We start from the raw sequence: 26,221 nt of genomic DNA, 5'->3' as shown, positions 1-26,221 counted from the left end.
CGGCACAGGGCCGGCGTTTTTACGCATCAGTCGGTGCGAGTTTTTTCAATGCCGCTTCAAGAAAACTCTCCGATAGTTTGGGGTCGTCGACGGCACGCGCCATCACCATCGTGCCAACCATTGTGGCGATCATCAAAAGCGCCTGTTCGTGCGCGCCTGGCTGACCCCAATCGGGCAATTGGCGCGCAACGACATCGATCATCTCCTTGATGCGGCGGGTGGCAGCGCGCCGTACGGCCGGCGCCTGGCGCGGCATCTCCGAGCCGAGGGCAGAGATCGGGCAACCTGTCTCGATGCTCTCGCAATGCTGCTTCGACAGATAGGCGCGCATCATCGCCGGCAACGCCTGTTCCGGCGGCACGGACGCGGCGATACGCTCCGACAGCGCCACGGATTCAGCTCCGGCGCGGTCAGCGGCTTCGGCAAGCAGCACCTCGCGCGACGGGAAATGGGCATAGAAGCCGCCATGCGTCAGACCTGCCTCCTTCATGATGTCAGCCACGCCCGTGCCGTCGTAGCCGCTGCGCCGAATCGCGCGTGCGGCGACCTCGACGATGCGCTCGTGCGTGATTTCCTTGCGGCTGGCTGGCTTCCGGGTGATGGATGGATTTTTCATGACGACCATCATATATCATTTCGGCGGGATTTGCAGGGGCCATCCAGAGACCGACGGTTCAGGCGGTAACCGCTAGAATTGCGGCTTTAGCCCGGAATACGCCAATGTCTTTTGCCTCGCTTGGCCTGATCGATCCCTTGCTGCGCAATGTGCAGGACCTCAATTACCAGACACCTACGCCGGTGCAGGCCAAGGCGATTCCTGCTGTGCTCAGTGGCAAGGACGTCATGGCCGCGGCACAGACCGGCACTGGCAAAACGGCGGGTTTTGCGCTGCCGCTGTTGCAACGGCTGGTGCAACAGGGCCCGGCGGTGTCCAGCAACCGCGCGCGTGTTCTGGTGCTGGTGCCCACGCGTGAACTGGCCGAACAAGTGCTGCAAAGCTTTATCGCTTACGGCAAAGGCCTCGACTTACGATTTCTGGCCGCCTACGGCGGTGTGAGCATCAACCCGCAGATGATGAAGTTGCGCAAAGGCGTGGATCTGCTCGTCGCCACGCCGGGCCGTTTGCTAGATCTCCATCGCCAGAACGCAGTGCAGTTTGATCAGGTACAAACGCTGGTGCTGGATGAAGCCGACCGCATGCTGGATCTGGGCTTTGCGCGCGAGCTCAACGCCGTCTTCGCTGCCTTGCCCGCTCAGCGCCAGACCCTGCTGTTCTCTGCCACGTTTACCGATGAGATCCGCGCCATGGCGGCGGGCATTCTGCGCGGCCCGGTCAATATCAGCGTCAGCCCGCCCAATGCCACGGCCAGTAAGATCAAGCAGTGGGTGGTGCCGGTGGATAAAAAGAACAAGCCCGACCTCTTCATGCACCTCGTGGCTGAGAACGACTGGAAGCACGCGCTGGTGTTCGTCAAAACCCGCAATGGCGTGGATTACCTGGCGGCCATGCTGGATGAAGCGGGCTATGCGGTCGACACCATCCACGGCGACAAACCGCAACCCGCGCGCCTGCGTGCGCTGGAGCGCTTCAAGACGGGCGAAGTACATATGCTGGTCGCTACCGATGTGGCTGCGCGCGGGCTGGATATCGACGATCTGCCGCTGGTGATCAACGTTGATCTGCCGATCGTGGCGCAAGACTATGTGCACCGTATTGGCCGTACCGGCCGAGCGGGCGCCAGCGGCGTGGCGGTGTCCCTTGTGTGCGCCGATGAAGCCCCGCAACTGGCCGCGATTGAAGCGCTGATCCGGCAAACGCTGCGCCGTGAAGAAGAGCCGGGTTTTGAAGCCGAACACCGCGTGCCGCAAACTGGCGCGACGGGCCAGATCATCAAGAAACCCAAAAAGCCTAAGAAGCCCAAAGTGCCGCAAGCTGCGCCGGGCGCCATGCAGGTGCTCAGCAAAAAACCGCGCCCGCAAAGTGGCGAAAACAAACGCAAGCCTGCAGCGCAACGCGCTGTGGCCGCGGGTAAAGGCACAAGCTTGTCCAGCGGTAGCCCATTCAGCGTGCAAAAGCCACGCAGCAAACCGGCCAGCAAGCCAGTTGCGGGTTCACGTAAGCCGGCTGGCAAACCCGCTGGTGGTCGCGGCAAACGCTAACCCTGATCCGTGTGTGACGGCAACGCACACGCCATTCCATCTCACATCATCCGACCTTAGCGGATTCCGCGTTTGATCAACGGAATGAGCGAGTCGATCGTCGCAGGTGTTTGGACACCTGCGCCGGTGTTGATGGTCAGTCCCGCGAAATGATAGGCAGCCGAGAGCACGCATTGCGTGACCGGCAGGAAGCCTTGCAGATAAAGTTGCTGGTCGAGCGTCGCGGTAATGTATTTGCTCTGCAGCCCCGAAATCGTGGCCGGTGCCAGATCGATGCCACCAATGATGATTTGCCCCGGCTTCTTGCCAGCCTGCTGGAGCGCCTGCGGAATGAACCCGGTTACACCGCCGTGCTGAGTCCCAATCGCCTTCAGATTAGGGTGCGCCTGGATAAAGGCGACCAGGATCGGCACGGCGAGCGATGAATCGGAATCCACCTGAGGTGAGATATTGAGCCTGGTCACCTTTACGCCGGCCTTCTCCAGCGTTTCGGCAAGGCCACGGTCAGACTGACTGCGCACACTCTCGTTGAACACACCGTATTCCAGCGCCTCGTCGCCCTTCTTGATCCCAGCGTTGAGCATCGCCTGCGCGGTGATCTGCCCGCCGACGTAGAGTTCGACGCCGGCGTAGCCGAAGCCCTTCGCGTCGTAAAGTTTCTGGTTCTCGGGTAGCGGCGTGTTGCCGACGGTAACGATGATGCCCTGGTCTACCGCCTGCTTGATCAGTGGCGCGAAGGCTGGATCGCCCGGATGGCCCATGATGCCGATGCACGTCGGATGCGCCGCCATCGCCTGGCGAAACTGCGCAAGCATTGTCTCCGGGCTCCAGGCCGAGAACTGCTCGATCACCTTGATGCCTAAGGCATGCCCCGCGTCCGCAGCCCCGGTCTGACGTGGCAGCGTCGCGCCGTCGCCAGGGTTTCCGCCCATCTGCATATACATTGTCATACCGGCGCCGAGCGGCCCCGTCGTGGTCGGCTCAGTGGCACCGGCCGTCTGCGCGAGGCCAAACGCGAGAATACTCGCCCCCAGGAGGGATCCCGTCATGATCTTGATCATTTCTGCTCCTTTCTCCTGATTTAACGGCTTTATCGCCCCCCAAGCCTGAATCTTTCGCGCAACACACGCAGCTTGGCGGGATTCTCTACCAACAGATGCAGCGTCACAGCGACGATGAACACCACCCCTTCGATCGCCTGTACCCAGAAGCCGGCGATACCTGTCGCAACGATTCCGGCCTCCAGCATGCCTATCACGAAAGTGCCGAAGAAGGTACCCACGATCGTCGCCGTGCCACCAAACACCGAGGTTCCGCCGATGAACACGCCGGCCAGCGCCGGCAGCAGATAGCCCTGCCCCTGGGTTGAAAAATAGTTCAGATTCTCGAGCGTGAGCAGCACCGTGGCGAAACCGGCCAGCACACCCATCAGCGTGAACAATTTCACCGTCTCACGCACGACATTGATGCCCACGACCTTCGCCACGTTTCGGTTGTCTCCGATGAACAGCAGGTGCTCGCCAAAACGGTGACGATTGAGGATGAACCACATGAACACTGCGAGCCCGAGCGCCCAGAGCGCTTGCATCGGGATCACACCGAACAACGTGCCCGCGAATACTGCATAGGCTGAACCGTTGGCGAGCTCCTGTAGCGCATTGGAGAGCCCGCCGGACAGGATCGAAGCAACCCCAGCCCAGAGGAACTGCGTGCCGATTGTCACGATGATCGAAGGCACACCGACCACCGCGACCAGCACCCCGTTCACCACGCCGACCAGCGCGCCGCCCGCCAATGCCGCGATCCCGGCTAACCAGGCTGATCCGGTGGTGTTCACGCACCAGGCGAACAGGAAGCCCGAGAATGCCATCACGGAGGGGAAGGACAGATCAATTTCCCCCGCCGCAACCACCAGAGTGAGCCCGATCGCCAACACCGCCAGCGGTGGCACGGTGGTCAGGAAGGAGAAGTAGATTGGCCAGCCTAAAAAGACGCGCGGTGCGGTTGCCATGAACAGGCCGACCACCAACGCGAACACGACCAGGCTCGGCACTCCCTCGATGCGTGCAAAATCCGGCAGGCGAAAACGCACCAGCCGCGCCGGCTGTTCGTCTTTTATCGGATCACTCACGTCCTTGCCCCGCAGCCAGCGCCGGCCCGTGCCCGCTCTGCTGTAGCGAAATCAAGAACCGGGTGAGTTCCTCGAGGCTCATCTCACCCGACTTCATATCCGCGACGATCCGGCCACGATCGAGCACGACGAGCCGATCGGCGAGCTCGTGCACATGGGCGAGGTTATGTTCGATGTAGATGCAGGCGCGGCCGGACTCCTTGATCGACCGGACGAAGTCGAGAACCTTGCGTACCTCGCTAATGGCAAGCGCAACCGTTGGTTCATCGAGAATGATCAGATCGCTGTCGAAATACATCGCCCGTCCGATCGCGATGCCCTGGCGCTCGCCACCGGAGAGTTTCGCAATCAGCGAATCCGCGTCGATCCCCACGCCGCGGAAACCGAGCTGGCGCTTCAAAATATCGTTGGCAATGCGCCGCTGTTCGGCAACTTTGATGAAGCCGAACCGGTTGGTGATCTGCCGGCCGACAAAAAAATTACGCCACAGCGGCTGCTTCTCGCCCAGCGATTTTTCCTGATAGACCGTCTCGAAGCGCAGTCGGTGCGCCTCGCGCACCGAAAAGCGGTTCCAGTCGACCTCCTCGTCCCGAATGAACAGCTTGCCCGTGCTCGGCCGCACGACACCAGTCAGTACCTTGATGAGCGTCGACTTACCCGCGCCGTTATCACCGATCAGGCCGACGATCTCGTTCCGCCCAATGGCCAGATCGATGCCGGAAAGCGCCCGTATCTTGCCGTAGGACAGGCTGATACCTTGGGCGCGCACGATATGCTGATAGGCGCACGTACCGGGCGCTGCCTGGTTCGGCATCACGCCGCGCTCCAGCTCGAATGACCCACAGCGATGTTGTGAACGACGACAGCCATAGATCTTTCCCCTTTGCTTATCGATCGCCGCATCAACTTACATTGGAAATGTCCCTGAAATTTAGCAAGCCTTAGAGTCCAGTTCAAGAATCGCTTACGAGACCGCTTATATTTCATCGGGAAAATATTAGTCCTGGGCACTTGAACAACGCACAACCTGAGGGATAGAAGAAGCGCGTCAGAAGGGTCCCCACAGGACGAGCGGCCACAAACGCCCGGTCAAAAAGGCGCAAAAAGCAGAGGTATCGGCATGCATCCGCCACTCCAGCGGCTATTCTTCAGACACTACGACTAACGCGTTTCAGGCCGGCTCTGCGGGTCGTCGTCAGCCATTCCGCGCCCCACGCGGAAAGGGGGGTGTATGTCAGGTCCAGAACTACCTCGGCGCACGCGACGCGCGCTGCGTCGTCGGCAGTCAGCCGGACGCCTGTGGCTCGTCATCGGCAGCGCGCTCACCGGACTGTCCTTTGCCCATGCGACGCTCGCGGCGGGCAAACTTCCACAAGGCGGCACTTACGTGGCCGGCACGGGCGCGATAGCAAGCCAGGCCAACGGCCTCGTGATCACGCAACCGGGTTCGACGCGCGGCGTGATCGAGTGGAACAGTTTTTCGATCAGCAGGAACAACAGCGTGACGTTCGACAACGGCTCGGGCGCGACGCTGAACCGCGTGACGGGCGGCTCGCCGTCCGCCATCTTCGGCAGGCTCAGTGCGACGGGCAGCCTGTATGTGATCAATCCGCAAGGCATCGTCGTGGGGCCATCGGGCGTGATCAGCACCGGTGGCCGTTTCGTCGCGTCAACGCTCGATGTCTGCAACGACGCGTTCATGCAGGGCGGTGGTTCCCTCACGTTGTCGGGCGACCCGAACGCAAGCGTGATCAACCTCGGCAAGATCAGTTCGAGCAGCGGCGATGTGTTCCTGATTGCGCGACACGCCGTGATCAACGCGGGCACTATCACAGCGCCCAACGGTACGGCCGAACTGGCTGCAGGCGAACAGGTGTTGTTACAGGATTCGGGCAGCAGCAGACAGGTGTTCGTGCAGACGGGCGGCCAGGGTACCGTGGTCAACAAAGGGCGCATAAACGCCGCGCAGATCAGCCTGCAGGCCGCCGATGGGAACGTCTATGCGCTTGCTGGCGGCGGCACGCGCATCCGCGCGACGGGCACGGCGGATCGTGACGGTCACGTGTGGCTCGTCGCCGATGGCGGCCGTGTCAGTCAACTCGGCGAGGTCGCCGCAAGCAACGCCGACGGCAGCGGCGGAACGGTCGACACGCAAGCGGCACAACTCGCATTCGGCAGGCATGCAGCCGTTCACGCGGGCCAATGGAACCTGTTGACACCCACATTCACAATCGATAGTGCGGCCACCCGGGCGTTGCAGCAGAGCCTGAATTCGGGCACATCGGTCGCGGTCACGACGACGGGCGTCAATGGCGCAACGGGCGACCTGAGCATTGCATCCAGCCTTATCTGGGAGGGAGCGGCTTCGTTGACGCTTGCCGCGTACCACAACGTCTCAGTGACGACGGGCACGACGATAGCGAACCGCGGTACCGGCAATCTGACCGTGCGCGCTGACGCAACGGGCAGCGACAATGGAGGCAGCATCGCGAATAACGGCATCATCGACTGGTCGGCAAGCACGGGTATCGTCAGTGCGCTGTACGACATCGGGGGCAACTACAGCGCGGGAACCATTCTGTTGAATCAGGCGTGGACGGCGCCACCTGACAGCGGTCTCGTCACGCAGTCGACCGCCTATGAACTTATCAACTCGCTCGCCGACCTCCAGAAAATCAACCAGGACCTTTCGGGCATCTACGCGCTAGGCAAGGACGTGGATGCAACGCCGCCGTCGGGCACGTTCAATGCGCCGATTGGCGCTTTCCCAGCGAGTCCTTTCACCGGACAGTTCGATGGCATGGGCCATACGATATCCAACCTCAAGATTCAGGCATCACCGTCGGACATCGACCCGGGCGCAGGTTTGTTTTCCGCCATAGGATCTGGCGGTGTCGTACGCGACCTGACGGTGCAAGGCGAGGTCAGTGGCACGGCTAACGCCGGCTACTATGGGATTCTGGCCGGCCTGTTGGAAACTGGGCTCAACACCAGCACCATTGCGTCCGTCCACACCAGTGGTACGGTCGCGGTCGAGAACGCTCAAGAGGCGGGCGGCCTCGTCGGCTGGTCCGATGGCACTATCACACGGTCCTCCAGCAATGCTGACGTGTCGTCGTCTCAAGGTTTCTCCGATGGTGGACTCGTCGGCTACAACGGGGGAGTCATCAGGCAGTCTTTCGCATCGGGGAGCGTTGTGGGCACTTCGGCCTATGCCGGCGGGCTGGCCGGTCAAAACGCAGGAACGATCACGCAGTCGTACGCGACGGGTGCAGTCAGCGCGACTGATGCAGCCGCGGGAGCGCTAGTGGGAGTGAATCTATATAGCAGTGTTGAGCAATCATTTGCCACTGGCAGCGTTCAAGGGCAGGGAGGCGGAGGTGGCATCGCGGGCTTCAACTACGGGCCAGTGACCATAAGCAGCGACGTGTTCTGGAATACACAGACGACCGGCGCCACCGTCGCTGTAGTGAGTGTGGCTCATGGCGCCCAGGTTGGCAACGCCCAGGGCCTGACCACCGCTCAGATGAGCAACCCCGTCAGCTTCGGTCCCACATACGACTTCGGACCTGGCGGGGTATGGGCCATGCCCGCCGGAGCAACGCACCCCGTGCTGCGGTGGCAACTGGATCAGTAGATGGCGAAGGCTTGTCGACAGGGTGGAACTCGACACGACGCAGATGCTGTCGTGAAAATCATTTGGGCGGGACAACTCCGGGAGGTCGGCGATGAATTGCTCCATTCGCGCGAGGCTTATCCAGTCTGCCTGGATCATCCTTCTGGCCATGCCCTGTGCGGCATGGGCGCAATCGCAAACGATAGTCACGATCGCTGGCACTGGGGCGCAAGGGTAGAGAATCAGCGGCCCAACGCGCTGGCTAGCCAGGCGATGCATCGCGGGCCCCAGTACTTCGTTGTGCATTTTTGCGGCGCCACGTCGAAACGCTGCAGCCGAAGCGGCCGTTGAACCAGCGGGAAAACGCGCTCAGCGATGAGAAGCCTACCAGCGTGGCCACTTCAGACAGCGGCCGGTCGCCGCTACTGACATACCGCATCACCTGTTCAACCCGCACCGCATCGACAATCGACAGAAAGCTGTCACCCCGACGGGCGAGGTGGCGATTCACGGTCGTGCGATCCACGCCCAGATGCTGCGCGATCCGGTCGGCCGAGCAGGTGCCAGACGGCAAAAGCGCAATGACCAGTTTCCTGACCTTGTCGGACATGGTTGCGTTGGACTGAAGCAGCATCGAATCCAGATACTGGCGCACCTGCTGCGCCATGACCGGATCGTAAGCTGGAATCGCGGCGTCGAGATCCGCTGCGAGGCACACGATGCCGTCGAAATCCTGGTTGAACTCAACGGGCGCGCCAAATACACGCGCATGCATGGCGAGGCTGGCTGGAGCGCTGTACGTGAGACAGATGGTGCGCGGCTTCCAGGCGGCGCCCAGCACCAGGCCCAGTGTCCGGTACAGGACGCCCAGTATCAACTCCGTTGCCTGGCGCATCGAGCCAGGCATGCCGCCCATGAGGTCTTCGCGGATGATGGCGAGTCCTGCCGTCTCCTCGACGCGCATCACCACCGCTTCGTTCTGCAGGCGCAGATAGTGCGCCATCGATTCGAGGGCGCGGCGCAACGTCGGCTGTTCCCGCATCGCAAAACCGAGAGGGCCAAGGTTGGACAGGTGGCGGGTCTCGGCCATGCGCAGCGCGAAATCCTCGACGGCAGCGGCGCCGGGCGGAGGTTTCCAGCAACCGCGCCACTGCCTCGGCCGGAATCATGATGTCGGGGTTCAGCAACGCGGAACGGTCAATGCCGGCATCACTTAACTGCTGGTAAGGATCAAGGCCCACCGATCGAGCCACTTCGACGTAACTGGTCAGGGAGGCACTGCGAAGCAGATAGGACATATGGTTTTCCCTCGTGCATCAAAATGTAAATTTTTTGCCTCAATTTGTCAAACCGCTATTTGCCAGTAGTCCGATACTTGCCTCCAGAGACGCGTAATGACCAACGCGTACGGAAATTCGAGAAGTTCGAGAGGAGGCGAAACAATGAGCGATGAGACGAGCCGCAGCGCGACCCCGGTCTGCGATCAGCTGCGCGCAACCGGCAACTGGAATCCCGCCTGGGATGCGATTGCAGAACTCGATCCTGTCTGGGCCGAGAAATTCATGGCGATGGGCATGCACACCGTGATGTCGGGTGTGCTGGAACCGAAGGTGTTCGAGTTCCTCGCCATCGCGGTCGACGCGTCCTGCACGCATATGTATGCGCCGGGCACACGCCGTCACATCCGCCGCGCGCTCGAACTGGGCGCCACCAGGGAAGAAATCGCTGCGGTCTTACAGGCGGTTAGCGTCCTTGGCATTCATTCCTCCAGTCTCGGCGCGCCGATCCTGCTGGAAGAACTGGCCGACTTCGGGAAGGCAAACGTCGACGCTGCGCAGGCCGTTGCCTGACGTCAGCGCAGTCACTTCACTAATTTTCAAAGAGGAACACAGACCATGCATTTCATGGACGACTCCCTGCTGCCTGAAAACCAGGAAAAACTCGTGATCCAGGTGGCGCCCTATGGGCCGCAATGGATCCCCGGCGATTCGGACGATATCCCGGTCACGATGGACGAGCAGGTGCAGAAGGCCGTCGACTGCTACAACGCAGGCGCGACCGTGCTGCACGTGCACGTGCGCGAGGAGGACGGCAAGGGCAGCAAGCGTCTGTCGAAGTTCAACGACATGCTTGCCCGTCTGCGCGATGCTGTGCCGAAGATGGTGCTGCAGGTCGGCGGCTCGATCTCATTCGCGCCGGAGAATGAAGGCGAAGCGGCCCAATGGCAAAACGATGACACACGTCACATGCTCGCGGAGTTGAACCCCCGTCCGGATCAGGTCACCGTCGCAATCAACACCAGCCAGATGAACGTGATGGAGTTGATGACCGAGGCCGACATCGCGGGTACCTCGCTCATGAACCCGGCGCTGCAGGCTGCCTATCGCGACATGATCGTGCCGTCCAATCCCTCATGGCACGTCGAACACATCAGGCGTCTCGTCGCCAACGGCATCCAGCCGCAGTTCATGCTGGGGAATCTGACGCAACTCGAAACGGTCGAGCGTCTTATTCGCAACGGTGCGTATAGCGGTCCGCTGAATATCAATTACGTGGCAATTGGCGGCGGCGCGGCCGGGTTGCATCCCGCCGACATGATCGAGTTTGCCCGCCGCACCCCGGAGGGCGCGGTGCTTACGTTCGAAACGCTGAACCGGAACGTGGTGCCGATGAATACGCTGGCGATTGCGCTGGGCTTGCATGTACGGGTCGGTATCGAAGACACGCTGTTCGGCCCGAACGGCGAACGGGCGACTTCAGTGCAGCAGATCGAGCAGATGGTGCGCATTGCGCGCGAGCTCAATCGCGACATCGCGAGCGGCGAGGATGCCCACCGCATCTACCAGATCGGCACCCAGTGGGGTTCGGTCGACGAGACGCTGGACAACCTGCGCATGGTCCCTAATCGCACGCCCGGCCGGCGCGACGTGCCGGCACGCAAGGTCGCCTGAGCGGGGATAACGGGGCGCAACGCGGCAGCGTATCGCGTTCCGCCTCGCTCTGAACCCTCTCAGGCATGGAGACAGATGATGTTCTGGAAGAAAAGCCCCTCTGCGGTTCTGGCATCGCTACTAGTGATCCACCTGCTGGCCCACATCGACCGCAATATGCTGCTCGGTTTCTCGCCGCAGATCATTAAAGATCTGGCGCTCAGCAACACGCAATACGGCTTTCTGGTCGGCGCGGTATGGGTGCTGAGCTTCGGCGTGATGGCGATGTTCATGGGCACCCTTGCGGACCGCTTCAGCCGCACCCGGGTCATCGCCGCCGGCGTGCTGATCTGGAGCGCCTGCACGCTGGCCTCGGGCCATGCCCAGAGCTTTGAGCAGATGGTGGTGGCGCGCTTTTTCGTTGCCAGCGGCGAGGCGGCGCTGGTACCTGCCGCGGTGGCCCTGCTGGCTGAACTCTTCTCGGAGAAGCGACGAGGCACGGCAATGGGGCTGTTCTTCATGGGGATACCCATGGGCGTCGGCTGCAGTTTCCTGCTCGCCGGCAGCTTTGGCGCCACGCATGGCTGGCGGACCACTTTCTATGTCCTTGGCATCGTCGGCGTCGCCGTTGCCTTGCCGCTGGCGCTGCTCAAGGAAGACCGTAGCCAGCTCGCACCGCAGGAACGCGGCGCACCGTTCGTAGCCCAGGCGCTCGCGGTGTTGCGCACCGTCGGCAGCAACCGTGCGCTGGGCTTCGTGATCGTTGGTTTCGTACTGGTCCACCTCGTTTTTGCCAGCTTTTCCTTCTCGCAGTTGTGGCTCGTCAACGAGCGCGGCATGAACGCGGCTGGCATTGCCACCAGGATCGGCGCGCTACAACTGGTGTTCGGCACGCTGGGCGCGGTGATGGGTGGCGTCATGGGCGATCGTGTGGCGAGCAAACTGCGCGGCGGACACGCCAGCTTCATGGCGCTCCTTGTCGTGATCTGCGCGCCGTTGATGCTGGCCTGTCGTTTCGTCCCGGTCAGTTCGCCGCTGTTCTACATCGGCATGTGCGCGGGATTCTTCCTGCCGCTGGCGGTGTACGGCCCGGGGGCGGCGGCGATCATGAGCATGGCACCCCAGAAGATGCGCTCGACGATCTTCGGTTTCACGATGCTCTCGATCAACGTATTCGCCCTTGCCATCGGCACCGTGGTCATCGGGATGGCCGCCGACCATTTCATCAAGGCTGGCGCCACCGCTCCGCTGACGGGTGTCCTGATCGCCACTGACGTGCTGACGATCAGTTCGGCGCTGTTTTTCGCCCTCGCGGCGCGCGCCTCGCGCAGGCAGCGTGCGCTCGCGCTGCAAAACATACAACCTGCGAGGTAATGGAAATGCAAGACCAACGTCGGAATCTGGAAGGGCGTGTCGCCCTCGTCACCGGTGCCGGTCGTGGGATGGGCGGTGCCATCGCCGTGGATCTGGCCCGCGCCGGTGCACGGGTCGCGATCTGCGATATCGACATGCCGGCTCTCGAAGAAACGCGCGCTGCCGTGGAAGCGGCCGGCGCACCGTGTCTGGCGCTGCGCTGCGACGTCTCGTCCAGCAGCGAAGTCGCCAACCTGTTCGCCGCGATCGTCGAACGTTTTGGGACGTTGCACATTCTCGTCAACAACGCCGCGCTCGTGCCGAACACGCCGATCGATACGGAACGCCGCAACAGGCATTACGCCTATCTCACCACGCCCGTGCAGCGGCAATCGCTGGCTTTCACCAGCAGCATCAGCGACGAGGAGTGGCATCGTTACTGGGACGTCAACGTGCACGGCCTCTTTTACTGCACCCGCGAAGCGCTCAGGCTGATGCAGCCGCAGCGCGACGGCAGGATCATCAACATCGCGTCGATTGCGGGCATCTCGGCCATGAGCGCCCATAGCCCGCACTACAGCGCCACCAAGGGCGCGGTGGTTGCCTTCACGAAGTCGGTCGCAGCCGAAGTCGCGGGTGCCAATATCTTCGTCAACGCGATGGCGCCAGGGGGTGTGGCCACTCCCGAATTCACGGAATACTTCGAGGCCGCCGGTGAGGAAAAGCGCAACCAGTTCTGGCAAGTGGTGCCAGCCGGACGCCTGGGCACGATGAAGGAATACGCCTCGACGGTGACCTATCTGGCCGGCGACCACTACCTGGTCGGCCAGGTGATCAGCCCGAATGGCGGCGTAGTGATATGACCGGATGCGCCGCGTGACCTGAAGCGATCACGCCTGCAAATCCTTGCATCGACCTCTTCAGGATCAGCCATAACAATCAGTTGTGCAAATAGGATTGTGAGCGTTTCTGGAGATCGGTCTTTCACAAAAGACGACTGACCGGTAAACGACCGCAGGCGCTCAATGGCTCGAATGCTGCCACGGGCGATGTCGGCTCGTGACTTTGCATTAAAGAATGGACGGACGAAATGAACGGTTTGATGCTGCAAAAGCAGTTGCTGATTTCCTCGCTGATCGTGCATGCCGATCGCCATCATGGGGATACGGAGATCGTGTCGCGGCGGGTAGAGGGTGACATCCATCGCTACACCTTCCGCGACTGTCACCGGCGCGCGCGACAGATGGCCAATGCGCTCACGAGTCTGGGCATCAGGCCGTCCGACCGTGTCGGCACCCTCGCCTGGAACGGTTATCGCCACATGGAGCTGTACTACGGCATATCCGGCATGGGCGCAGTGATGCATACGATCAATCCGCGCCTGCACGCAGACCAGATCGCCTACATCGTCGACCATGCGGAAGATCAGGTCGTGTTCTTCGATCTGACGTTCCTGCCGCTGGTCAAGGCCATTGCCGGCCGCTGCAAGACTGTCAAGGCGTTTGTCGCGATGACCGATCGCGCGCATATGCCGCTGGATACCGGCATTGCCAACCTGCTGTGCTACGAAGATCTGCTCGAGCGCAGCTCGTCGACCTACGTGTGGCCGAATTTTGACGAGGATACCGCCTGCGCGCTGTGCTACACGTCCGGTACCACCGGCAACCCGAAGGGTGTCCTCTACTCGCATCGCTCGTCGCTGCTTCACACGTTCGCTGCGGCACTGCCGGATGCGCTGAACTGCTCGGCGCGCGACGTGATCCTGCCGGTCGTGCCGATGTTCCATGTCAATGCGTGGGGCATTCCGTATGTCGCGTGCATGGTCGGGGCCAAGCTGGTTTTCCCCGGCCCCGGGTTGGACGGCCAAGCGCTCTACGAGCTCGTCGAAGCCGAGCAGGTCACCTTCGCGGCTGGCGTGCCGACAGTATGGCAAGGCCTGCTGACCTGGCTCGAGCAAGGTGGCCTGAACTTCTCGACCCTGAAGCGCACCGTCATTGGCGGCGCAGCCTGCCCGCCCGCAATGCTTCACACGTTCCAGGATGGGTACGGCGTCGAGGTCCTGCACGCATGGGGCATGACCGAACTGAGTCCGCTCGGGACCATCGGCGCGTTGAAAGCAAGGCACCTCGCACTGGGTCCGGAAGACCGTTGCGCCCTGCAATCCAAACAGGGGCGCGCGGTATTTGGCGTCGATATGAAGATCCTCGATGAGAACGGCCAGGAACTGCCATGGGACGGCGTGAGCTCGGGCGATCTGCTGGTGCGTGGCCCATGGGTGGTGCGCAACTACTTCCGCAATGAAGGTGGCAACCCGCTGCGGATCGATGCCGACGCGCATGGCTGGTTCCCGACCGGCGATATCGCGACCATCGACGCCGACGGCTTCATGCAGATCACCGATCGCAGCAAGGACGTGATCAAGTCCGGCGGCGAGTGGATCAGCTCGATCGAGATCGAGAACCTCGCAGCCGCGCATCCCGCGATAGCGAGCGCGGCCTGCATTGCGGCGAAGCATATGAAGTGGGACGAGCGGCCATTGCTTGTCGCCGTGAAACAGCCCGGTGCACAGGTGACAGCCGAAGAATTGCTGGCGTTCTTCGAAGGAAAGATCGCGAAATGGTGGACGCCGGATGCAGTCGTATTTGTCGATGCGGTGCCGCTCGGCGCTACCGGCAAGGTGCTGAAGAACCAGCTGCGCGAAGCGTTTCAGGACTATCTGTTGCCGACTTAAGGAAGCAGGTGGCCTGGCGTGTTGAGTATTGAACGTACGTCTTGAACGTACGTCGTTACGGGTGGATTAAAGCTACAAAACTGGAGACGCAATGAAACTGAAATGGGTAGCTGCGGCCGCGGTGGCCGTCCTTGGAAGTCCGGCCTATGCGCAGTCGTCGGTGACGCTGTACGGCGTCGTGGATTCCGGTCTGCTATATCAAAGTACCTCGGCGGCCTCGTTCAGCCCGACGGCGAAGAATCTGGGCAAGGTCTATCGCTACAAGGACGGCGGGATCTACGCGAGCATCTGGGGCATGAAGGGGACCGAGGATATCGGCGGCGGCTATCACGTCAACTTCAAGCTGCAGGGATCGTTCGACAGCGGCACCGGCAAGTTCGGCCTGGCGGATACGCCGGGCGCGGTGGCGCAGTTCAACCAGTTCGCAACGGTCGGCGTGTCGGGACCGTTCGGCACGGTCAACGCCGGTCGCCAGATCGTGCCGATGGCCTACGCGATGGCCGATACCGACGTGCGGGCGGGCCAGTATTTCGGCAGCATCCTGACGGCATGGCTGGGCATGAACCAGGCCGCAGGCTGGTCCGGCACCAGCACCAACGGACCGATCGGCGCGCTGTACGACAGCAATGCGATCGTCTACGAGTCGCCGACATTCGCCGGCGTGTCCGCAGCGCTCGAATATGCGCCCGGCGGTGTGGCAGGCAGCTTCCAGGGCGGCACGCGCGAGTCCGCCGTGCTCAAATACTCGAACTATGGCCTCAATCTGAGAGCCGTCTACTACAACGGTCACGACACCAATCCCGGACCGACGACGGTGCCCACCGGACTCGCCAACAACCGCCTCTACTACCTCGGGGCGCTGTACACCTATCACGCCTTCTCCATTTCCGCGTCATATTCCAACGGCAGGAATCCGGCGCACGCGAATCTGGTCAACCTCGACCTGTATTCGGCCGGCCTCGGCTATCAGTTCTCACCGGCATTCAAGCTCACCAGTGGCGTGTATTACCTGAAGGACGCGAACAATTCGGCCAACAAATCGCTCGAGGTCGCCGGAGGCGCCGAATACAGTCTGTCCAAGGCCACTTTGCTCTATGGCCAGGTGGGTTGGGTGAACAACCACGGAGATATGACGCAGACGATTACGTACGGCCAGCCCGTGGCGCCGGGCCTCGGGACGACGGCGGTCATGCTCGGGATACGCCACTACTTCTAGGGATCCTCCGTATTGGGCTCGAAATGAAGACCTCTGGCCGGTGAAGCGTGCCGGCTCGCCCCGCGGTAGCAGAACAGCGATTCCAACGGGGATCCCACAAGACTCAGGAAGATTGGAGAAAGCAATGAAGGTAATCAGGGCACTCAAACTGGCGGTCGGCGCACTGATCGTGACGACATGGATCAATGCATGGTCCCAGCCTGGCGAATCGGGCAGTGGGCCAGCGTCAACCGTCATGGCGTCGCCGGGCAGCGGCGCTTCGACGAGTTCCAGACAGGCTGATCGCGCGCTCGGCAGGAAGGTACGCGCTGCGCTCATGAAGGACAAGGAGATCAGTGCTTCAAACATCAGTGTCCGTGCGAGAGGTGGCGCGGTGACGCTGTTTGGCACGGTGCCCGATGCAGCGCAGATCGACAGGGCGGCCGGGGTTGCCGAAGCCGTGCCGGGCGTGACAACCGTGAAAAACAGTCTGACACTCAAACGCGTATTCGGCCAGTAAGTGGTCATCCTAAGTAAGTCCGGACCGCTGCCAGGCTTGCACCGAAGCGACACCGCTCTGCCTACGACGTCAGTCCGCCGGCGCATCTGGTTGGCGGACGGCGCAAATGGATCGCGCAGATGAGCCCGGTTTCGTCGAAGGGGTGACGGCATTCGTCGGGAGGCAAAACACCCAACGTCGACCGAGCGTGCCGCACCGTTCTTGAGCTTTAGCGAATAGACGAACCGACAGAAAAGTGCTGCTGTCGGTAACGTCCTACCTTGAACGAGTCTCGGCAGTACAGAGGTCGCGCTGATGTGTGGCAATCTGCCATGTGTTTCCCCACGGATCTCTTACCATTGCTCGCCTGTCGCCGTATGGCATGTCGGTCGGAACTTCGAGTGAGATCGCATTCGCCGCAATCGCTCGCTGGTAGGTCGAATCGGCGTCCTCGACGTAGACATACAGAAATGCCGGCATCGGATCGCGAAGGCCGTCTGCGCCGCTAACCATCACGACGGAATCGCCGATCATGATTTCGGCAGGCCGCCCGTGACGGAATTCGCCCTGTGCCTGAAACACCATCTTGATGAATGTGATCAGGTTTTCCGGATCCCGTGCGACGATTCGGGGCGTGACGGTATGCCATCCATCGGGCTGAAATTTAGCCATGTTGGGCAGCCTCGGAAGAGATTCGCAAGGGCATTGTCCTCCGGGCGCCGGATGTCCGCAAAGGGGGGCGAACTCGGGCGAATCGGCATCTGGCTCGGTTCGGCCACAAACTGCCGGTCACATGCGCCGCCGGAAGGCCGCTCAGGCGTCGGCTCTGCTTCGCAACCGGCCATCTGATTGTCGCAAGGCGAGCGCTCGTTCAGCGGCCAGAAGGGACATCAATCTGGCCGGCCAAAGACGCCCTGTTCCACCGAGCGGAGGCATCTCCCCTGTTAATCCCTGTCAGCTTGCCGGATTTCGTGCCATGACGACCCATGCCGCGCCGTTGATCATCACCGACCCCTCGCCGGGGAGGCTCGCGAAGGCGGCACGAACTGCGGCGGAGGCACGGGCGCGGATGTCGTCGGGCTGACCAGCGAGCGCACGCGACAGCGGGCCGACCTCAAGCGTCATCCTCACTGCGTCGTCGATCGCCGCGTCCCGCGTTTCGCCCTCGCCGAATGGGACGGCCGCGTCGAAGGGCGAGATAACGATTTCGGTGAAACCGGCCGCCGTCAGGATGCGCGCCACGTGCTTCCGGTCGCCGAACGAAAACGGGCCGGGCGCTTCGGGATCGGGGAGCGCGCTCGGCGGGACGATGTCCTTGAGCGCGCCCACCGGCAGTCGCATCCAATCGTTCTCGGCCGCACCGCGCCAGCAGACGAAAGCGACCCGGCCGCCCGGCCGGAGCGCGCGTCGCATATGGGCGAACGCCGCTGTCGGATCGGGGAAAAACATCACGCCGAAACGCGAGAACAGAATGTCGAACGCGCCTTCGGGCAGCTCTGCGCTGCTGGCGTCGGCCACCTGAAACAGGGCCGGCGTATCGTGGCGCGCAAGCGCGCGCGCTCGATCGATCAGCGGTTCGGATATGTCCACGCCCAGCACTTGGCCCCCCGCGCCGACGCGAGCGGCCAGAGCCAGACTTGACGCACCCGCGCCGCAGCCGATGTCCAGCACGCGCTCACCCGTCGCGGGCGCGGCGGCTTCGATCGCGGCCTGGCCGAACACCGCCACCAGAGCGTCGAGCCGGGCCTGGTTGGCGACCCAGCGCTCCCCGCTTTGACCATTCCAGTCACCCACCTGATCAGCACTTTGCTTTGCCATGTCATCTCCTTGACTCGACGATCCGCCTTTCGCCGCGTCGATTTACGCCAACCTTTTCGAAGGCGACGACGCAACAAGGATCTGTGCTCTCAAACCACCATCGACTGCTGGGCGAAGATACCCGCCATCGCGCCCTGCGATGAAGCCTGGGTGACCGAGGGCAAGAAGGGCGTGGCGAGGTCGCCAGCGGCGTAGATGCCGGGCATGCTGGTTTGGCGGCGCTCGTCGACTTTGAGGACGATGCCGGTGGGCGTATCGACCGTGGCGAGGCCCAGTGATTCATGCAGGCGTGCGGACGGTTTGTTGCGCGGATGGGCGAACAGGACGTCGACCGCGACATTGCGGCGGGTATCGAGATTGACGGTGTTGATATGGCCCTTGTGATGGGCGATCTCGACGATCCGGCCATCGACGACAGGTATGTTGCGACGCGCCAGATCGACTTGGATATCGGGCGCAATGTCATGACCATCGGCGAAGACAGTCAGCTTGTCCGTCCAATCGCGGAACAGCCTGGCAGACTGGTGCGACTGCGGGCTGGACCAGACGAGGCCCCAATGCTGGCCGGCGACTTCAAAGCCGTCGCAATAGGGGCAGGGCACGATGGACGTGCCCCAGCTTTCGGCAAAGCCCGGAACATCAGGCATCTGGTCGGCGACGCCATAGCTCAGGATCAGGCGGTGCGCCCTCAGGCTTTCGTTATCGTCAGTGACGACGCAGAAATCGTCGATGGCGCCAGACACGCTCTCGGCCCGGGCATCGACCAGCCTGATCGTTGGATAGCGCGTCAACTGCTGCCGCGCCTCGACCAGGATGTCCAGCGGTGGCTTGTGATCGTGGCCGAGCAAGCCATGCGAGTGGCCTGCAAAGCGGTTGCGCGGCCGGCCGGTATCGAGAACCGTGACCTTGCGGCGGGCACGGCCGAGCTGCAGGGCGGCGGCGAGGCCGGCAAAGCTGCCGCCGATGATGATGACGTCATCCATGGTGATGGGCTCCGTGTTGTGATTGGAGGGGTGGGCTTGGCGTGGTGTGCAATATCGTCCAGCGATACGCGCTTGAGACGGTCAGCGAGTGGGGCTTCGGCATTGGCGAGAAAGTTGCTGATGGCTGTATTGATCGGCCCCACAATCCCGCATTCGATATCGCCAGGCGCCCCGGGGAAACCTGATTTGGGCAACTGGTTGAAACCTATCCTTGGCTTGCACATTTAAGATACTGCGTGGTATCGTAGTGCAAGAATTTGAATACTGTCAAGTACTGGAATTGTTGTGACCGAAAACAGCCAGAGCCGGCGCGGCCGGCCCGCCAACGAGGCGCTTCGCCAAACGATCGTCGACGCCGCCTGCGAACTCTTTGTGGAATTGGGTTTTCAAGCGACGACCATGGACAAGGTCGCGCAGCGGGCGAAGATATCCAAGCTCAGCATCTATCGGCACTTCGAGAACAAGGAGGCGCTGTTCAGCGCGGCCATGGTGGCCCACTGCCATCAATTTGCACCCCAGGCCCTTTCTGAAAGCGTCGACGGTTCAGCCGAAGATCAGCTCATGGCGGTGGGATCATCCCTGCTTCGCACGCTGTTGAGCCCGGACGTCCGCAGTGTCGAAGCCATGGTTTTGGCCGACAAGACGAATCAAAAGTCGTTAAGCAAGCTCCATTACGAAGCCGGGCCCGCCCATGTCATCGCCCAAATCGAGGCCGTGTTGCGTCAGTTGCACGCGAAAGCGATTCTGAACGTACCCGATGCTCTCCGATCCGCCCGCTTGTTTGCCGCGCTTTTCAAAGGATCCGATCTTCTGCTTGTCGCACGCTTCGATGAGGCGAGAGCAGAGGATGACAACGAAATCGAATCCTATTGCCGGTCGGCCGTCGCCATGTTCATCGCCGCGCACGGTGGCATCTAAAGGTGCGCTATCGCGGCTTGATGAAGAACCCGCAGAGTTGCACACGCTGTTCGCTCTAAGCAATCTGTGGATGACGCGCGAACGACTGATGCGCGAGGCCGCTGCATGAGCGCAAAAGCCGCCCGCGCGGGCAGGCAATCGGCGCCTTCCTTATGCCGAACGTAGCGCTGCATTCGAGCCAGGTGCCGCACCGCTTCCACCGCATCGGCCCTATGTGGATGGCTCAGTGCGGCAAAACGAGTTCTGAACACCATCCCGAACCTTGCGGGCGCTTCCTTTCGATCTGGTGAACGACAAGCTGATTGCTTATAGAGAAATCAAACTTAAGTTCGAGAGCAATTCGAGGGTCGAGCAAGACGTCATCCTTGCACGGCGTAAGCCGCCTCACCAACTCACGGGTCTAAGCGTCCGCAGAGGCCGATGACTTGTCCCCCAGGCGACGGCACGGAATGACCGTTCCACTCCGATACCTACCCTTAGAACAGAGACTGCTCGACCGGCTGCAACGGGTCGACTTGCGACGATCCTCCGTTGCGGGCCGGCAAGCGGTTCCATCGAACTATTGCATCGACCGGTTGAATCCGCCAGTGGAACTGGGACGTTCAAAGTTGCTTTGCCCCTTCAGGTGGGCGATAGTTCAGAGGGTGGAATGACAAACCCAAGGCCCGCCAGATATAGCCGCTCACTCCAGTTGTAGCAATTCTGTAGCAAACCAAAATTCACCCCGCAGTACCGCGCCCATAGCCCCACGCGGCAACAATCGACCGATATCCGAACGTTGCGATATGACAGCGCCTCTTCATCCAAAAAAACCGTCTTATTTTCGCTCGAAGTCTGTCACCATTTCATGCGACACCGACCGTGAGCGTAGCGTTGGTCCTGCATCGCGGAAGCGTGTCCTAACGGGAGAGTCCTGATGAGCAAGAAGTCCGAAGCGAGCGGTAAGAGCGGCGCGAATGAGTCGACCGCTGCGACGCTGGCCGCGCTGGCGAATTACATCAGTGAGTTCGTCATCAATGGGACGCTCGACACCAGATGCGCCGCGAAACTAGTTAAGCGCCTGAGAAAGGAAGCCGAAACCATTTTGGAAAATGGAAGCGCGACAAAGCTGGCACAAAAGGATCTGAAGAAAGCGTTCGACACGGTTGACGCTGCAGTCCAGGACCACGATGCGAAACTGCTGGTCACAGCCAACGCAGCACTACGTACAGCAGACGAGGGGAAAAAGGCGGAAAAGTAGCACTGAAGACTCGCGCGCCTTGACGCTGTAGTAGCTGCGTCCTTCGCCAAAAGCTGTCTCTCGCGCAGGGGCGTCCGCGTGACTCCTAGTGCTGATCAGACGTTCGGCGAAGTGTCAAAAGGTCTCTTGCGACAAGCCGAGCTACACAAAGCGGTTCGCCGGCGCGTACGGCTCGAAGTATCGATCCATCACGCCGATGCACGCATTCAGGCTATGTCCGGCGCATGAAGGCAATGTAGGCGTTTCATGTCTCACCAGCCCGCCCCGCGCCCTCATCCAAACCGAACACAATAAGCAGGCGGCAAATGCGCTGAAATCAAATGCCAGCTTTCGCCGCCGTCGTCGGACGTCCATAGCGCGCCGGTGGTCGACGCCATTGCGAGGCGCGTGCCGGAGTCATCTACAGCGAGCCCGTGCCGATACACGAGGTCATACGCCGGTGCAGGCGGCAACCCGTTCGAGAAACGCTCGAACGTGCGGCCGCCGTCGCGTGTGCGCGTGACGACGAACTGGCCGTCCACCGGGATCCGGCACTGGTCTTTCACGGCGGGCACAAACCACGCGGTGTCCGGCTCGTGCGGATGCACGGCAACCGCGAAGCCGAAGCTCGATGGCTGCGCTTCGATCCGCTGCCAGTGCGCCGCGCCGTCGGTCGAGCGGAAGATCGCGCAGTGATGCTGCGCCCACAGCGCATCTGGATTTGCGGCGCATTGCACGACGCGGTGCGGGTCTTGCACGTTGGCATCGCCGCGCCGCTCCGGCGGCATGTAGTCGGCCTCCATGCCTTCGGCACTAACGCGCCAGGTCGCGCCGCCGTCGGCGGTTTGCCAGACGCCGCCACACGACACGCCGATCGTCACGTGCCGGCTGTCGCGCGGATCGACCATCACGGAATGGATGCCCGGCGCGTCGTAGCCGCCTCCGAACCATTCTCGGCGCTCCGGGCGATCCCACAGCGCCCGGTTGAGCAGCCATGTATCGCCGCCATCGTCGGAACGGAAGAGCCCGCCGGGAATCGTGCCGGCCCACAGGACGCCCGGCTCGTCCGGGCCGCCGGTTTCAAGCGACCAGATTTGCTGGAGCGTCCAGTTAGGAGCCGGCGGGCTGGGCACGGCCGCGCTCGCATTGTCCGCGCTCGTGTCCGCGCCGTCACCGGCATGCGTCTCGTCGGCAGGCTGCGGCGGGTAGACGGGGACCGCGCACTCTTCCCAATCCTCTATGCCCGCGCGCCGGCGATGCAGCTTCACGCCGAAGTGGCCGAGATTGAGCGCGGCATACAGCGAACCGTCGCGCGGATCAGGCAGCACCATGCTCACCGGCTCGCCGACGAAATACGGCTCACCGAGCGTCCAGCCGCCCTCGCCGTCGGCTTGCAGAACGAACAATCCCTTGCGGGTTGCAACAAGCAATCGTTCGCTCATGTGGAGTGTCTCCTGTCGACCAGAGTTGGCGCATTAGCGCTTACTCTGGTCCCATGAAAAGCTCGAGTAAGAGTGGAACCTTCTTATCCGCCCGACAACGCCTGTATGACGTAAACCCGGCTTTCCTCGCCGAGCGCATCGGACAGATGTTGTCGGTCGCGCACCGCCCGGCCGTCGACAAACACGGCGAGATGTCTTCGCAGTGAGCCCTGATCGTCAAGGATGTAGCCGCGCAGTCGAGGTTGCGCGGCGAAGACGGCCTTCAGTGCTTCGCCGAGCGTGCGCGCGTCGATCTCGCGCTCGGGCGTTGCGATATGCCGTTGAATCGAAGCAGCGAAGAAGATGTGCGCCATGGCGGGGTAGCCGAGCGGGAATGGCCTGTTCGTCGATTCTGCAGTTTAGACGATCCGCCGGGTGCTTCGGGGCATCGCCATACAACAGACGACAGGTTGCGCCTCCGAAGCGGCCGTTGCGGTGTCGCGAGTCCGAAAGGCTGCTCGGGGTCGTAAGCACGCGTTCGGTCTCAGTGAGGCTGATCACTCGCGACCGCCGAGGTGCGAATGTCCGCAAATGGACGCTCAGCTGCCTGACCAAAGCCGATTCTCGAATGACGGCAACACGCCCTGAGCCAGTCCGTCAGGTTCCGGAGTAATGCGGCCGCTCCAACGGCAGATTTCCCGGCTCGCTGAACGGCAAGTTGTGGCCGAAAGTGCCATTCTTTGAACGATGCCATCAGGCGGATCGTCGGCCAAATCTGCGATTCGCGAGTCGCACGCGGCTATCGTGACCGACCGCCCGCTTCCGGGAGGCACCCGGCGGTGCCGTGCCAGTGCTTGACCCTACCTGATCGGGATGGAAAGAGCCTTAAACGCGGGTAGTGGCGATCGCGGTACGCGGCCGCAGCGTCGCCATGACCAGGTACATGCCGCCGCCGATCGCTACGCCGAAGAACCAGCCATATGTATTCCACCAGGCCGGCAGCAGGTTAGTGAAGTTGGGCAGGAAGGTCGAAAACACGCTGCCGACCGCCGCCGCGGCCAGCGCGTTGACGTTCCAGCCGCTTTCGTAGCGATACTCGCCGTGCTCCTGGTAGAGCGCCGCGACGTTGACGTTGCCCTTGGCCACCAGATAGTAGTCCACCAGGATGATTCCCAGCAGCGGGCCCATCGTGGCGCCGATGGCGTTGACGAAGTGCGCGGCGTTGCCTTCCCACGGCGCAAACGGGTAGAGCGCCAGCGCGATGGCTGCGGCGATGAAACCGCCCTTCTTGAAGCTGATCTGCCTGGGGAACGTGTTGGAGATGTCGAACGCCGCCGAGACGAAATTGGCCACCACGTTGATGCCTAGCGTGGCGACTGCGAAAGTCACCGCCGCGATGAGTGCCAGTATCCAGCTATCGAACTTGGCTGAGATCTGCTCGGGGTGCAGCAGCACTTCGCCGTACACCTTGAAGGCGGCGATGGTGGTGACGCCGGCGACCAGCGAGAACGCAATCAGGTTGACCGGCAGGCCCCACAGATTTCCTTTCTTGACTGCGTCGCGGTTTTTCGCGTAGCGCGAGAAGTCGCAAAAGTTCAGGTACAGCGCCGCGAAGTAGGTGATCCAGGTCGCGCCTACGGCCATCAGGGCCCAGAACGAGCCGGGCTCGCCGCTGACGCCGGCGTCCTTGGTCTTCTCGAGCAGCGCGTCCATCGGAATGCCATGCTCGAACGAGAAGCCGCCCGCCTTGACGCACAGGCCGATCGCCAGGATCAGCATCGCGATCCACACCGCCGGACCGGCCAGGTCCTGGAATTTGCGCACCGTTTCCATGCCCTTCTGAATGATGAGCAGCTGCAGCGCCCAGACGATGAAGTAGCAGATCACTTCCAGCCCCGAGTGGCCGAGAAAGTGCGTGCCCTTGTGGAACTCCATCAGGCTGGTGCTGCGGATCAACAGCGCGACTATCGCGCTCGAAGCCGCTGCTGTCTGCGCGCCGTACCAGAAGCAGGCCACCACGGCGCGCACCAGCGCCGCGAGGTTGGCGCCCCACACGCCGAAAGAGGCGCGCGCAAGCACCGGGTATGGCACGCCGGTCTTCTCGCCGGCGTAGCCGATCAGATTCATCAGCGCGAAGATCACGAGTGAGCCGAGCCCGATCGCCAGCACAAAGTTGGTAAAGCTGCCGCACAGCAGGAACAGGCTGGCGGCGAGGTAGTAGCCCCAGAGGCTGTGCACGTCCGAGGTCCAGACGTTGAAAATGCTAAAGGCACCCCAGTTGCGCACCCTGGCAGGTGCGAGATCTTCGTTGTAGAGGCCGGGGGAAGGGTTGCGGATTTCCATCTGTCGTCTCCTTTGAGTTCGTGGAAATGAGGAACCACCGCCAGACGACCCTGGGCGGCGATGCCCCCGCGTCTGAAGCAAGCTCGTATGCAAGAACTGTATGTACTGTGCGGCACAGCTCTGAATGGGTTAACCCTAATCGAGAGGCATGTCGGCGCAAGCCAACAATCCGATCCCACGCACAATGAGCGCAATCGCAAGTTCGTCGTTGTTGTCCATTGTGACCGCGCAAATCAATAAAATTGCGCGATGCTTACCGTTGCTGCGTCCCGCTCGCAATCTATGGGGCCGTTGATGTGGAGATGGCCGGAGGCCCCCCTCGTCGAAGGGTTCGATGTGAGGGCAGCCCGATTCAAATGCCGTGTTTGATTGACCTCCGATGGTCCCGCATCGGGCGACAGCTGGCGTTCGTCAGTTCAGATGCGATCTCAAATGGTAGAAGTGGATCGGGTGCCGCCGAACGCAACCGGCGGTGCTCAGCCCCCTCACCGAAGTTTGCTGTCGGACCGGGTTCGGCCATCTACGGCCATTGGCCCGCGGTTTCACAAGGACATTCGCATGTCGGCTCCGCCTCCGACACCGGACGTTCGTGCGTGGATCATGTCCGGTGGCGTCGTCGGCCATTTATAGGTAGTCCGTCCCGTCTTTCATCGATAGATAGATACTGTCAGACTGGGAGCGTTCTGCCAGTCTGACAGTGGCGGGACATGCACCCGTTTCGCGCTGCCAAACACGTTCCACTTTCCGGTTCAGGAAGAACCGTTCGGCAAACGCGTGGACGCTCCTATGTCAAGCGACTCCGATCGATGTCGCTCGCCGCTCGGGAACCTGGATGGTGCGCGACGGTTTAGGTCGTCGGTTCGACGAACGGGCACCGCGATGCTCGAGCGTTTGCCGCTTCGAG

The 26,221-nt window shown here is 61.9% G+C and carries 21 protein-coding genes and 2 pseudogenes; 12 read left to right on the top strand and 11 right to left on the bottom strand.

Annotation, left to right across the window (positions count from 1 at the left end):
* Positions 1-19 precede the first annotated feature (19 nt).
* Entirely contained in the window at positions 20-628 is a 609-nt protein-coding gene (locus OKW35_RS41340; protein WP_429356938.1) for a TetR/AcrR family transcriptional regulator, read from the bottom strand.
* A 92-nt stretch (positions 629-720) separates the two neighbouring features.
* Between OKW35_RS41340 and OKW35_RS41335 the strand changes: the two genes are divergently transcribed.
* On the top strand, positions 721-2,160 hold the full coding sequence (locus OKW35_RS41335; RefSeq protein WP_429555057.1) for a DEAD/DEAH box helicase: 1,440 nt from the start codon (positions 721-723) through the stop codon (positions 2,158-2,160).
* Positions 2,161-2,216: 56 nt separating this feature from the next.
* On the opposite strand, the gene OKW35_RS41330 is transcribed toward OKW35_RS41335, so the two are convergent.
* The 3 genes from OKW35_RS41330 to OKW35_RS41320 are packed head-to-tail and all read right to left on the bottom strand — an operon-like array spanning position 2,217 to position 5,105.
* A complete protein-coding gene (locus OKW35_RS41330; protein ID WP_184070111.1) occupies positions 2,217-3,221 on the bottom strand; it encodes a substrate-binding domain-containing protein in 1,005 nt (334 codons plus the stop codon).
* A 29-nt stretch (positions 3,222-3,250) separates the two neighbouring features.
* On the bottom strand, positions 3,251-4,291 hold the full coding sequence (locus OKW35_RS41325; protein ID WP_311734821.1) for an ABC transporter permease: 1,041 nt from the start codon (positions 4,289-4,291) through the stop codon (positions 3,251-3,253).
* Complete coding sequence (locus OKW35_RS41320; RefSeq protein WP_221307813.1) at positions 4,284-5,105, bottom strand: ATP-binding cassette domain-containing protein; 822 nt, start codon at positions 5,103-5,105, stop codon at positions 4,284-4,286. The genes OKW35_RS41325 and OKW35_RS41320 overlap by 8 nt, the downstream gene beginning before the upstream one ends.
* Positions 5,106-5,522: 417 nt before the next feature.
* Between OKW35_RS41320 and OKW35_RS41315 the strand changes: the two genes are divergently transcribed.
* On the top strand, positions 5,523-7,928 hold the full coding sequence (locus OKW35_RS41315) for a filamentous hemagglutinin N-terminal domain-containing protein (protein ID WP_429555056.1): 2,406 nt from the start codon (positions 5,523-5,525) through the stop codon (positions 7,926-7,928).
* Between the two features lie 241 nt (positions 7,929-8,169).
* Here the strand turns inward: OKW35_RS41315 and OKW35_RS41310 are convergent.
* A pseudogene (locus OKW35_RS41310) lies at positions 8,170-9,205 on the bottom strand (AraC family transcriptional regulator).
* 144 nt (positions 9,206-9,349) lie between these two features.
* Here OKW35_RS41310 and OKW35_RS41305 point away from each other — a divergent pair.
* From OKW35_RS41305 to OKW35_RS41275, 7 genes are all read left to right on the top strand, one after another.
* On the top strand, positions 9,350-9,757 hold the full coding sequence (locus OKW35_RS41305) for a carboxymuconolactone decarboxylase family protein (protein WP_429555055.1): 408 nt from the start codon (positions 9,350-9,352) through the stop codon (positions 9,755-9,757).
* Between the two features lie 45 nt (positions 9,758-9,802).
* The gene (locus OKW35_RS41300) at positions 9,803-10,858 is read left to right on the top strand and encodes a 3-keto-5-aminohexanoate cleavage protein (protein ID WP_429555054.1); all 1,056 of its coding nucleotides are present in this window, start codon (positions 9,803-9,805) and stop codon (positions 10,856-10,858) included.
* 75 nt (positions 10,859-10,933) lie between these two features.
* Entirely contained in the window at positions 10,934-12,211 is a 1,278-nt protein-coding gene (locus OKW35_RS41295) for an MFS transporter (protein WP_429406712.1), read from the top strand.
* Positions 12,211-13,053: an SDR family NAD(P)-dependent oxidoreductase gene (locus tag OKW35_RS41290; RefSeq protein ID WP_429555053.1), complete on the top strand. Its 843-nt coding sequence runs from the start codon at positions 12,211-12,213 to the stop codon at positions 13,051-13,053. The genes OKW35_RS41295 and OKW35_RS41290 overlap by 1 nt, the downstream gene beginning before the upstream one ends.
* A gap of 227 nt (positions 13,054-13,280) precedes the next feature.
* Positions 13,281-14,921, top strand: a complete 1,641-nt coding sequence (locus tag OKW35_RS41285) for a 3-(methylthio)propionyl-CoA ligase (protein WP_429555052.1) — start codon at positions 13,281-13,283, stop codon at positions 14,919-14,921.
* Positions 14,922-15,012: 91 nt separating this feature from the next.
* Positions 15,013-16,137, top strand: a complete 1,125-nt coding sequence (locus OKW35_RS41280) for a porin (protein ID WP_429406706.1) — start codon at positions 15,013-15,015, stop codon at positions 16,135-16,137.
* Between the two features lie 124 nt (positions 16,138-16,261).
* On the top strand, positions 16,262-16,636 hold the full coding sequence (locus OKW35_RS41275; RefSeq protein ID WP_429336622.1) for a BON domain-containing protein: 375 nt from the start codon (positions 16,262-16,264) through the stop codon (positions 16,634-16,636).
* A gap of 255 nt (positions 16,637-16,891) precedes the next feature.
* Here the strand turns inward: OKW35_RS41275 and OKW35_RS41270 are convergent, their stop codons facing one another.
* From OKW35_RS41270 to OKW35_RS41260, 3 genes are all read right to left on the bottom strand, one after another.
* Positions 16,892-17,287: a VOC family protein gene (locus OKW35_RS41270; RefSeq protein WP_429555051.1), complete on the bottom strand. Its 396-nt coding sequence runs from the start codon at positions 17,285-17,287 to the stop codon at positions 16,892-16,894.
* 282 nt (positions 17,288-17,569) lie between these two features.
* Positions 17,570-18,433: a class I SAM-dependent methyltransferase gene (locus OKW35_RS41265; protein ID WP_184062109.1), complete on the bottom strand. Its 864-nt coding sequence runs from the start codon at positions 18,431-18,433 to the stop codon at positions 17,570-17,572.
* Between the two features lie 89 nt (positions 18,434-18,522).
* The gene (locus OKW35_RS41260) at positions 18,523-19,416 is read right to left on the bottom strand and encodes an NAD(P)/FAD-dependent oxidoreductase (protein WP_429356949.1); all 894 of its coding nucleotides are present in this window, start codon (positions 19,414-19,416) and stop codon (positions 18,523-18,525) included.
* A gap of 285 nt (positions 19,417-19,701) precedes the next feature.
* Between OKW35_RS41260 and OKW35_RS41255 the strand changes: the two genes are divergently transcribed.
* The 3 genes and pseudogenes from OKW35_RS41255 (at position 19,702) to OKW35_RS41245 (ending at position 21,574) form a co-directional block, all read left to right on the top strand.
* A complete protein-coding gene (locus tag OKW35_RS41255; protein ID WP_018421953.1) occupies positions 19,702-20,334 on the top strand; it encodes a TetR/AcrR family transcriptional regulator in 633 nt (210 codons plus the stop codon).
* Positions 20,322-20,443, top strand: a pseudogene (locus tag OKW35_RS41250) (IS5/IS1182 family transposase); the annotation flags it as partial. The gene OKW35_RS41255 and the pseudogene OKW35_RS41250, both read left to right, overlap by 13 nt.
* 807 nt (positions 20,444-21,250) lie before the next feature.
* Positions 21,251-21,574 carry a hypothetical protein gene (locus tag OKW35_RS41245; protein WP_184062107.1) on the top strand — a complete coding sequence of 108 codons (324 nt, stop codon included), beginning with the start codon at positions 21,251-21,253 and terminating at the stop codon, positions 21,572-21,574.
* A gap of 272 nt (positions 21,575-21,846) precedes the next feature.
* Here the strand turns inward: OKW35_RS41245 and OKW35_RS41240 are convergent, their stop codons facing one another.
* From OKW35_RS41240 to OKW35_RS41230, 3 genes are all read right to left on the bottom strand, one after another.
* Positions 21,847-22,995 carry a WD40/YVTN/BNR-like repeat-containing protein gene (locus tag OKW35_RS41240; RefSeq protein WP_429555050.1) on the bottom strand — a complete coding sequence of 383 codons (1,149 nt, stop codon included), beginning with the start codon at positions 22,993-22,995 and terminating at the stop codon, positions 21,847-21,849.
* 83 nt (positions 22,996-23,078) lie between these two features.
* The gene (locus OKW35_RS41235; RefSeq protein ID WP_429555049.1) at positions 23,079-23,348 is read right to left on the bottom strand and encodes a MoaD/ThiS family protein; all 270 of its coding nucleotides are present in this window, start codon (positions 23,346-23,348) and stop codon (positions 23,079-23,081) included.
* Between the two features lie 511 nt (positions 23,349-23,859).
* Positions 23,860-25,317, bottom strand: a complete 1,458-nt coding sequence (locus tag OKW35_RS41230; protein WP_187611735.1) for an NCS1 family nucleobase:cation symporter-1 — start codon at positions 25,315-25,317, stop codon at positions 23,860-23,862.
* Positions 25,318-26,221: the final 904 nt, after the last annotated feature.

Source organism: Paraburkholderia sp. MM5477-R1, from assembly GCF_050436385.1.
GTDB classification, from domain to species: domain Bacteria; phylum Pseudomonadota; class Gammaproteobacteria; order Burkholderiales; family Burkholderiaceae; genus Paraburkholderia; species Paraburkholderia tuberum.
Note: the sequence above shows the minus strand (reverse complement) of the source record. Positions and strands in the feature narration are given on the sequence as shown.

Excerpts from the sequence above, each read along its gene's own strand:
- OKW35_RS41340 (WP_429356938.1), bottom strand. The coding sequence starts at position 628 with ATGATGGTCGTCATGAAAAATCCATCCATCACCCGGAAGCCAGCCAGC.
- OKW35_RS41335 (WP_429555057.1), top strand. The coding sequence starts at position 721 with ATGTCTTTTGCCTCGCTTGGCCTGATCGATCCCTTGCTGCGCAATGTG.
- OKW35_RS41330 (WP_184070111.1), bottom strand. The coding sequence starts at position 3,221 with ATGATCAAGATCATGACGGGATCCCTCCTGGGGGCGAGTATTCTCGCG.
- OKW35_RS41320 (WP_221307813.1), bottom strand. The coding sequence starts at position 5,105 with ATGCCGAACCAGGCAGCGCCCGGTACGTGCGCCTATCAGCATATCGTG.
- OKW35_RS41315 (WP_429555056.1), top strand. The coding sequence starts at position 5,523 with ATGTCAGGTCCAGAACTACCTCGGCGCACGCGACGCGCGCTGCGTCGT.
- OKW35_RS41305 (WP_429555055.1), top strand. The coding sequence starts at position 9,350 with ATGAGCGATGAGACGAGCCGCAGCGCGACCCCGGTCTGCGATCAGCTG.
- OKW35_RS41300 (WP_429555054.1), top strand. The coding sequence starts at position 9,803 with ATGCATTTCATGGACGACTCCCTGCTGCCTGAAAACCAGGAAAAACTC.
- OKW35_RS41295 (WP_429406712.1), top strand. The coding sequence starts at position 10,934 with ATGATGTTCTGGAAGAAAAGCCCCTCTGCGGTTCTGGCATCGCTACTA.
- OKW35_RS41290 (WP_429555053.1), top strand. The coding sequence starts at position 12,211 with ATGGAAATGCAAGACCAACGTCGGAATCTGGAAGGGCGTGTCGCCCTC.
- OKW35_RS41285 (WP_429555052.1), top strand. The coding sequence starts at position 13,281 with ATGAACGGTTTGATGCTGCAAAAGCAGTTGCTGATTTCCTCGCTGATC.
- OKW35_RS41280 (WP_429406706.1), top strand. The coding sequence starts at position 15,013 with ATGAAACTGAAATGGGTAGCTGCGGCCGCGGTGGCCGTCCTTGGAAGT.
- OKW35_RS41275 (WP_429336622.1), top strand. The coding sequence starts at position 16,262 with ATGAAGGTAATCAGGGCACTCAAACTGGCGGTCGGCGCACTGATCGTG.
- OKW35_RS41270 (WP_429555051.1), bottom strand. The coding sequence starts at position 17,287 with ATGGCTAAATTTCAGCCCGATGGATGGCATACCGTCACGCCCCGAATC.
- OKW35_RS41265 (WP_184062109.1), bottom strand. The coding sequence starts at position 18,433 with ATGGCAAAGCAAAGTGCTGATCAGGTGGGTGACTGGAATGGTCAAAGC.
- OKW35_RS41260 (WP_429356949.1), bottom strand. The coding sequence starts at position 19,416 with ATGGATGACGTCATCATCATCGGCGGCAGCTTTGCCGGCCTCGCCGCC.
- OKW35_RS41245 (WP_184062107.1), top strand. The coding sequence starts at position 21,251 with ATGAGCAAGAAGTCCGAAGCGAGCGGTAAGAGCGGCGCGAATGAGTCG.
- OKW35_RS41240 (WP_429555050.1), bottom strand. The coding sequence starts at position 22,995 with ATGAGCGAACGATTGCTTGTTGCAACCCGCAAGGGATTGTTCGTTCTG.
- OKW35_RS41235 (WP_429555049.1), bottom strand. The coding sequence starts at position 23,348 with ATGGCGCACATCTTCTTCGCTGCTTCGATTCAACGGCATATCGCAACG.
- OKW35_RS41230 (WP_187611735.1), bottom strand. The coding sequence starts at position 25,317 with ATGGAAATCCGCAACCCTTCCCCCGGCCTCTACAACGAAGATCTCGCA.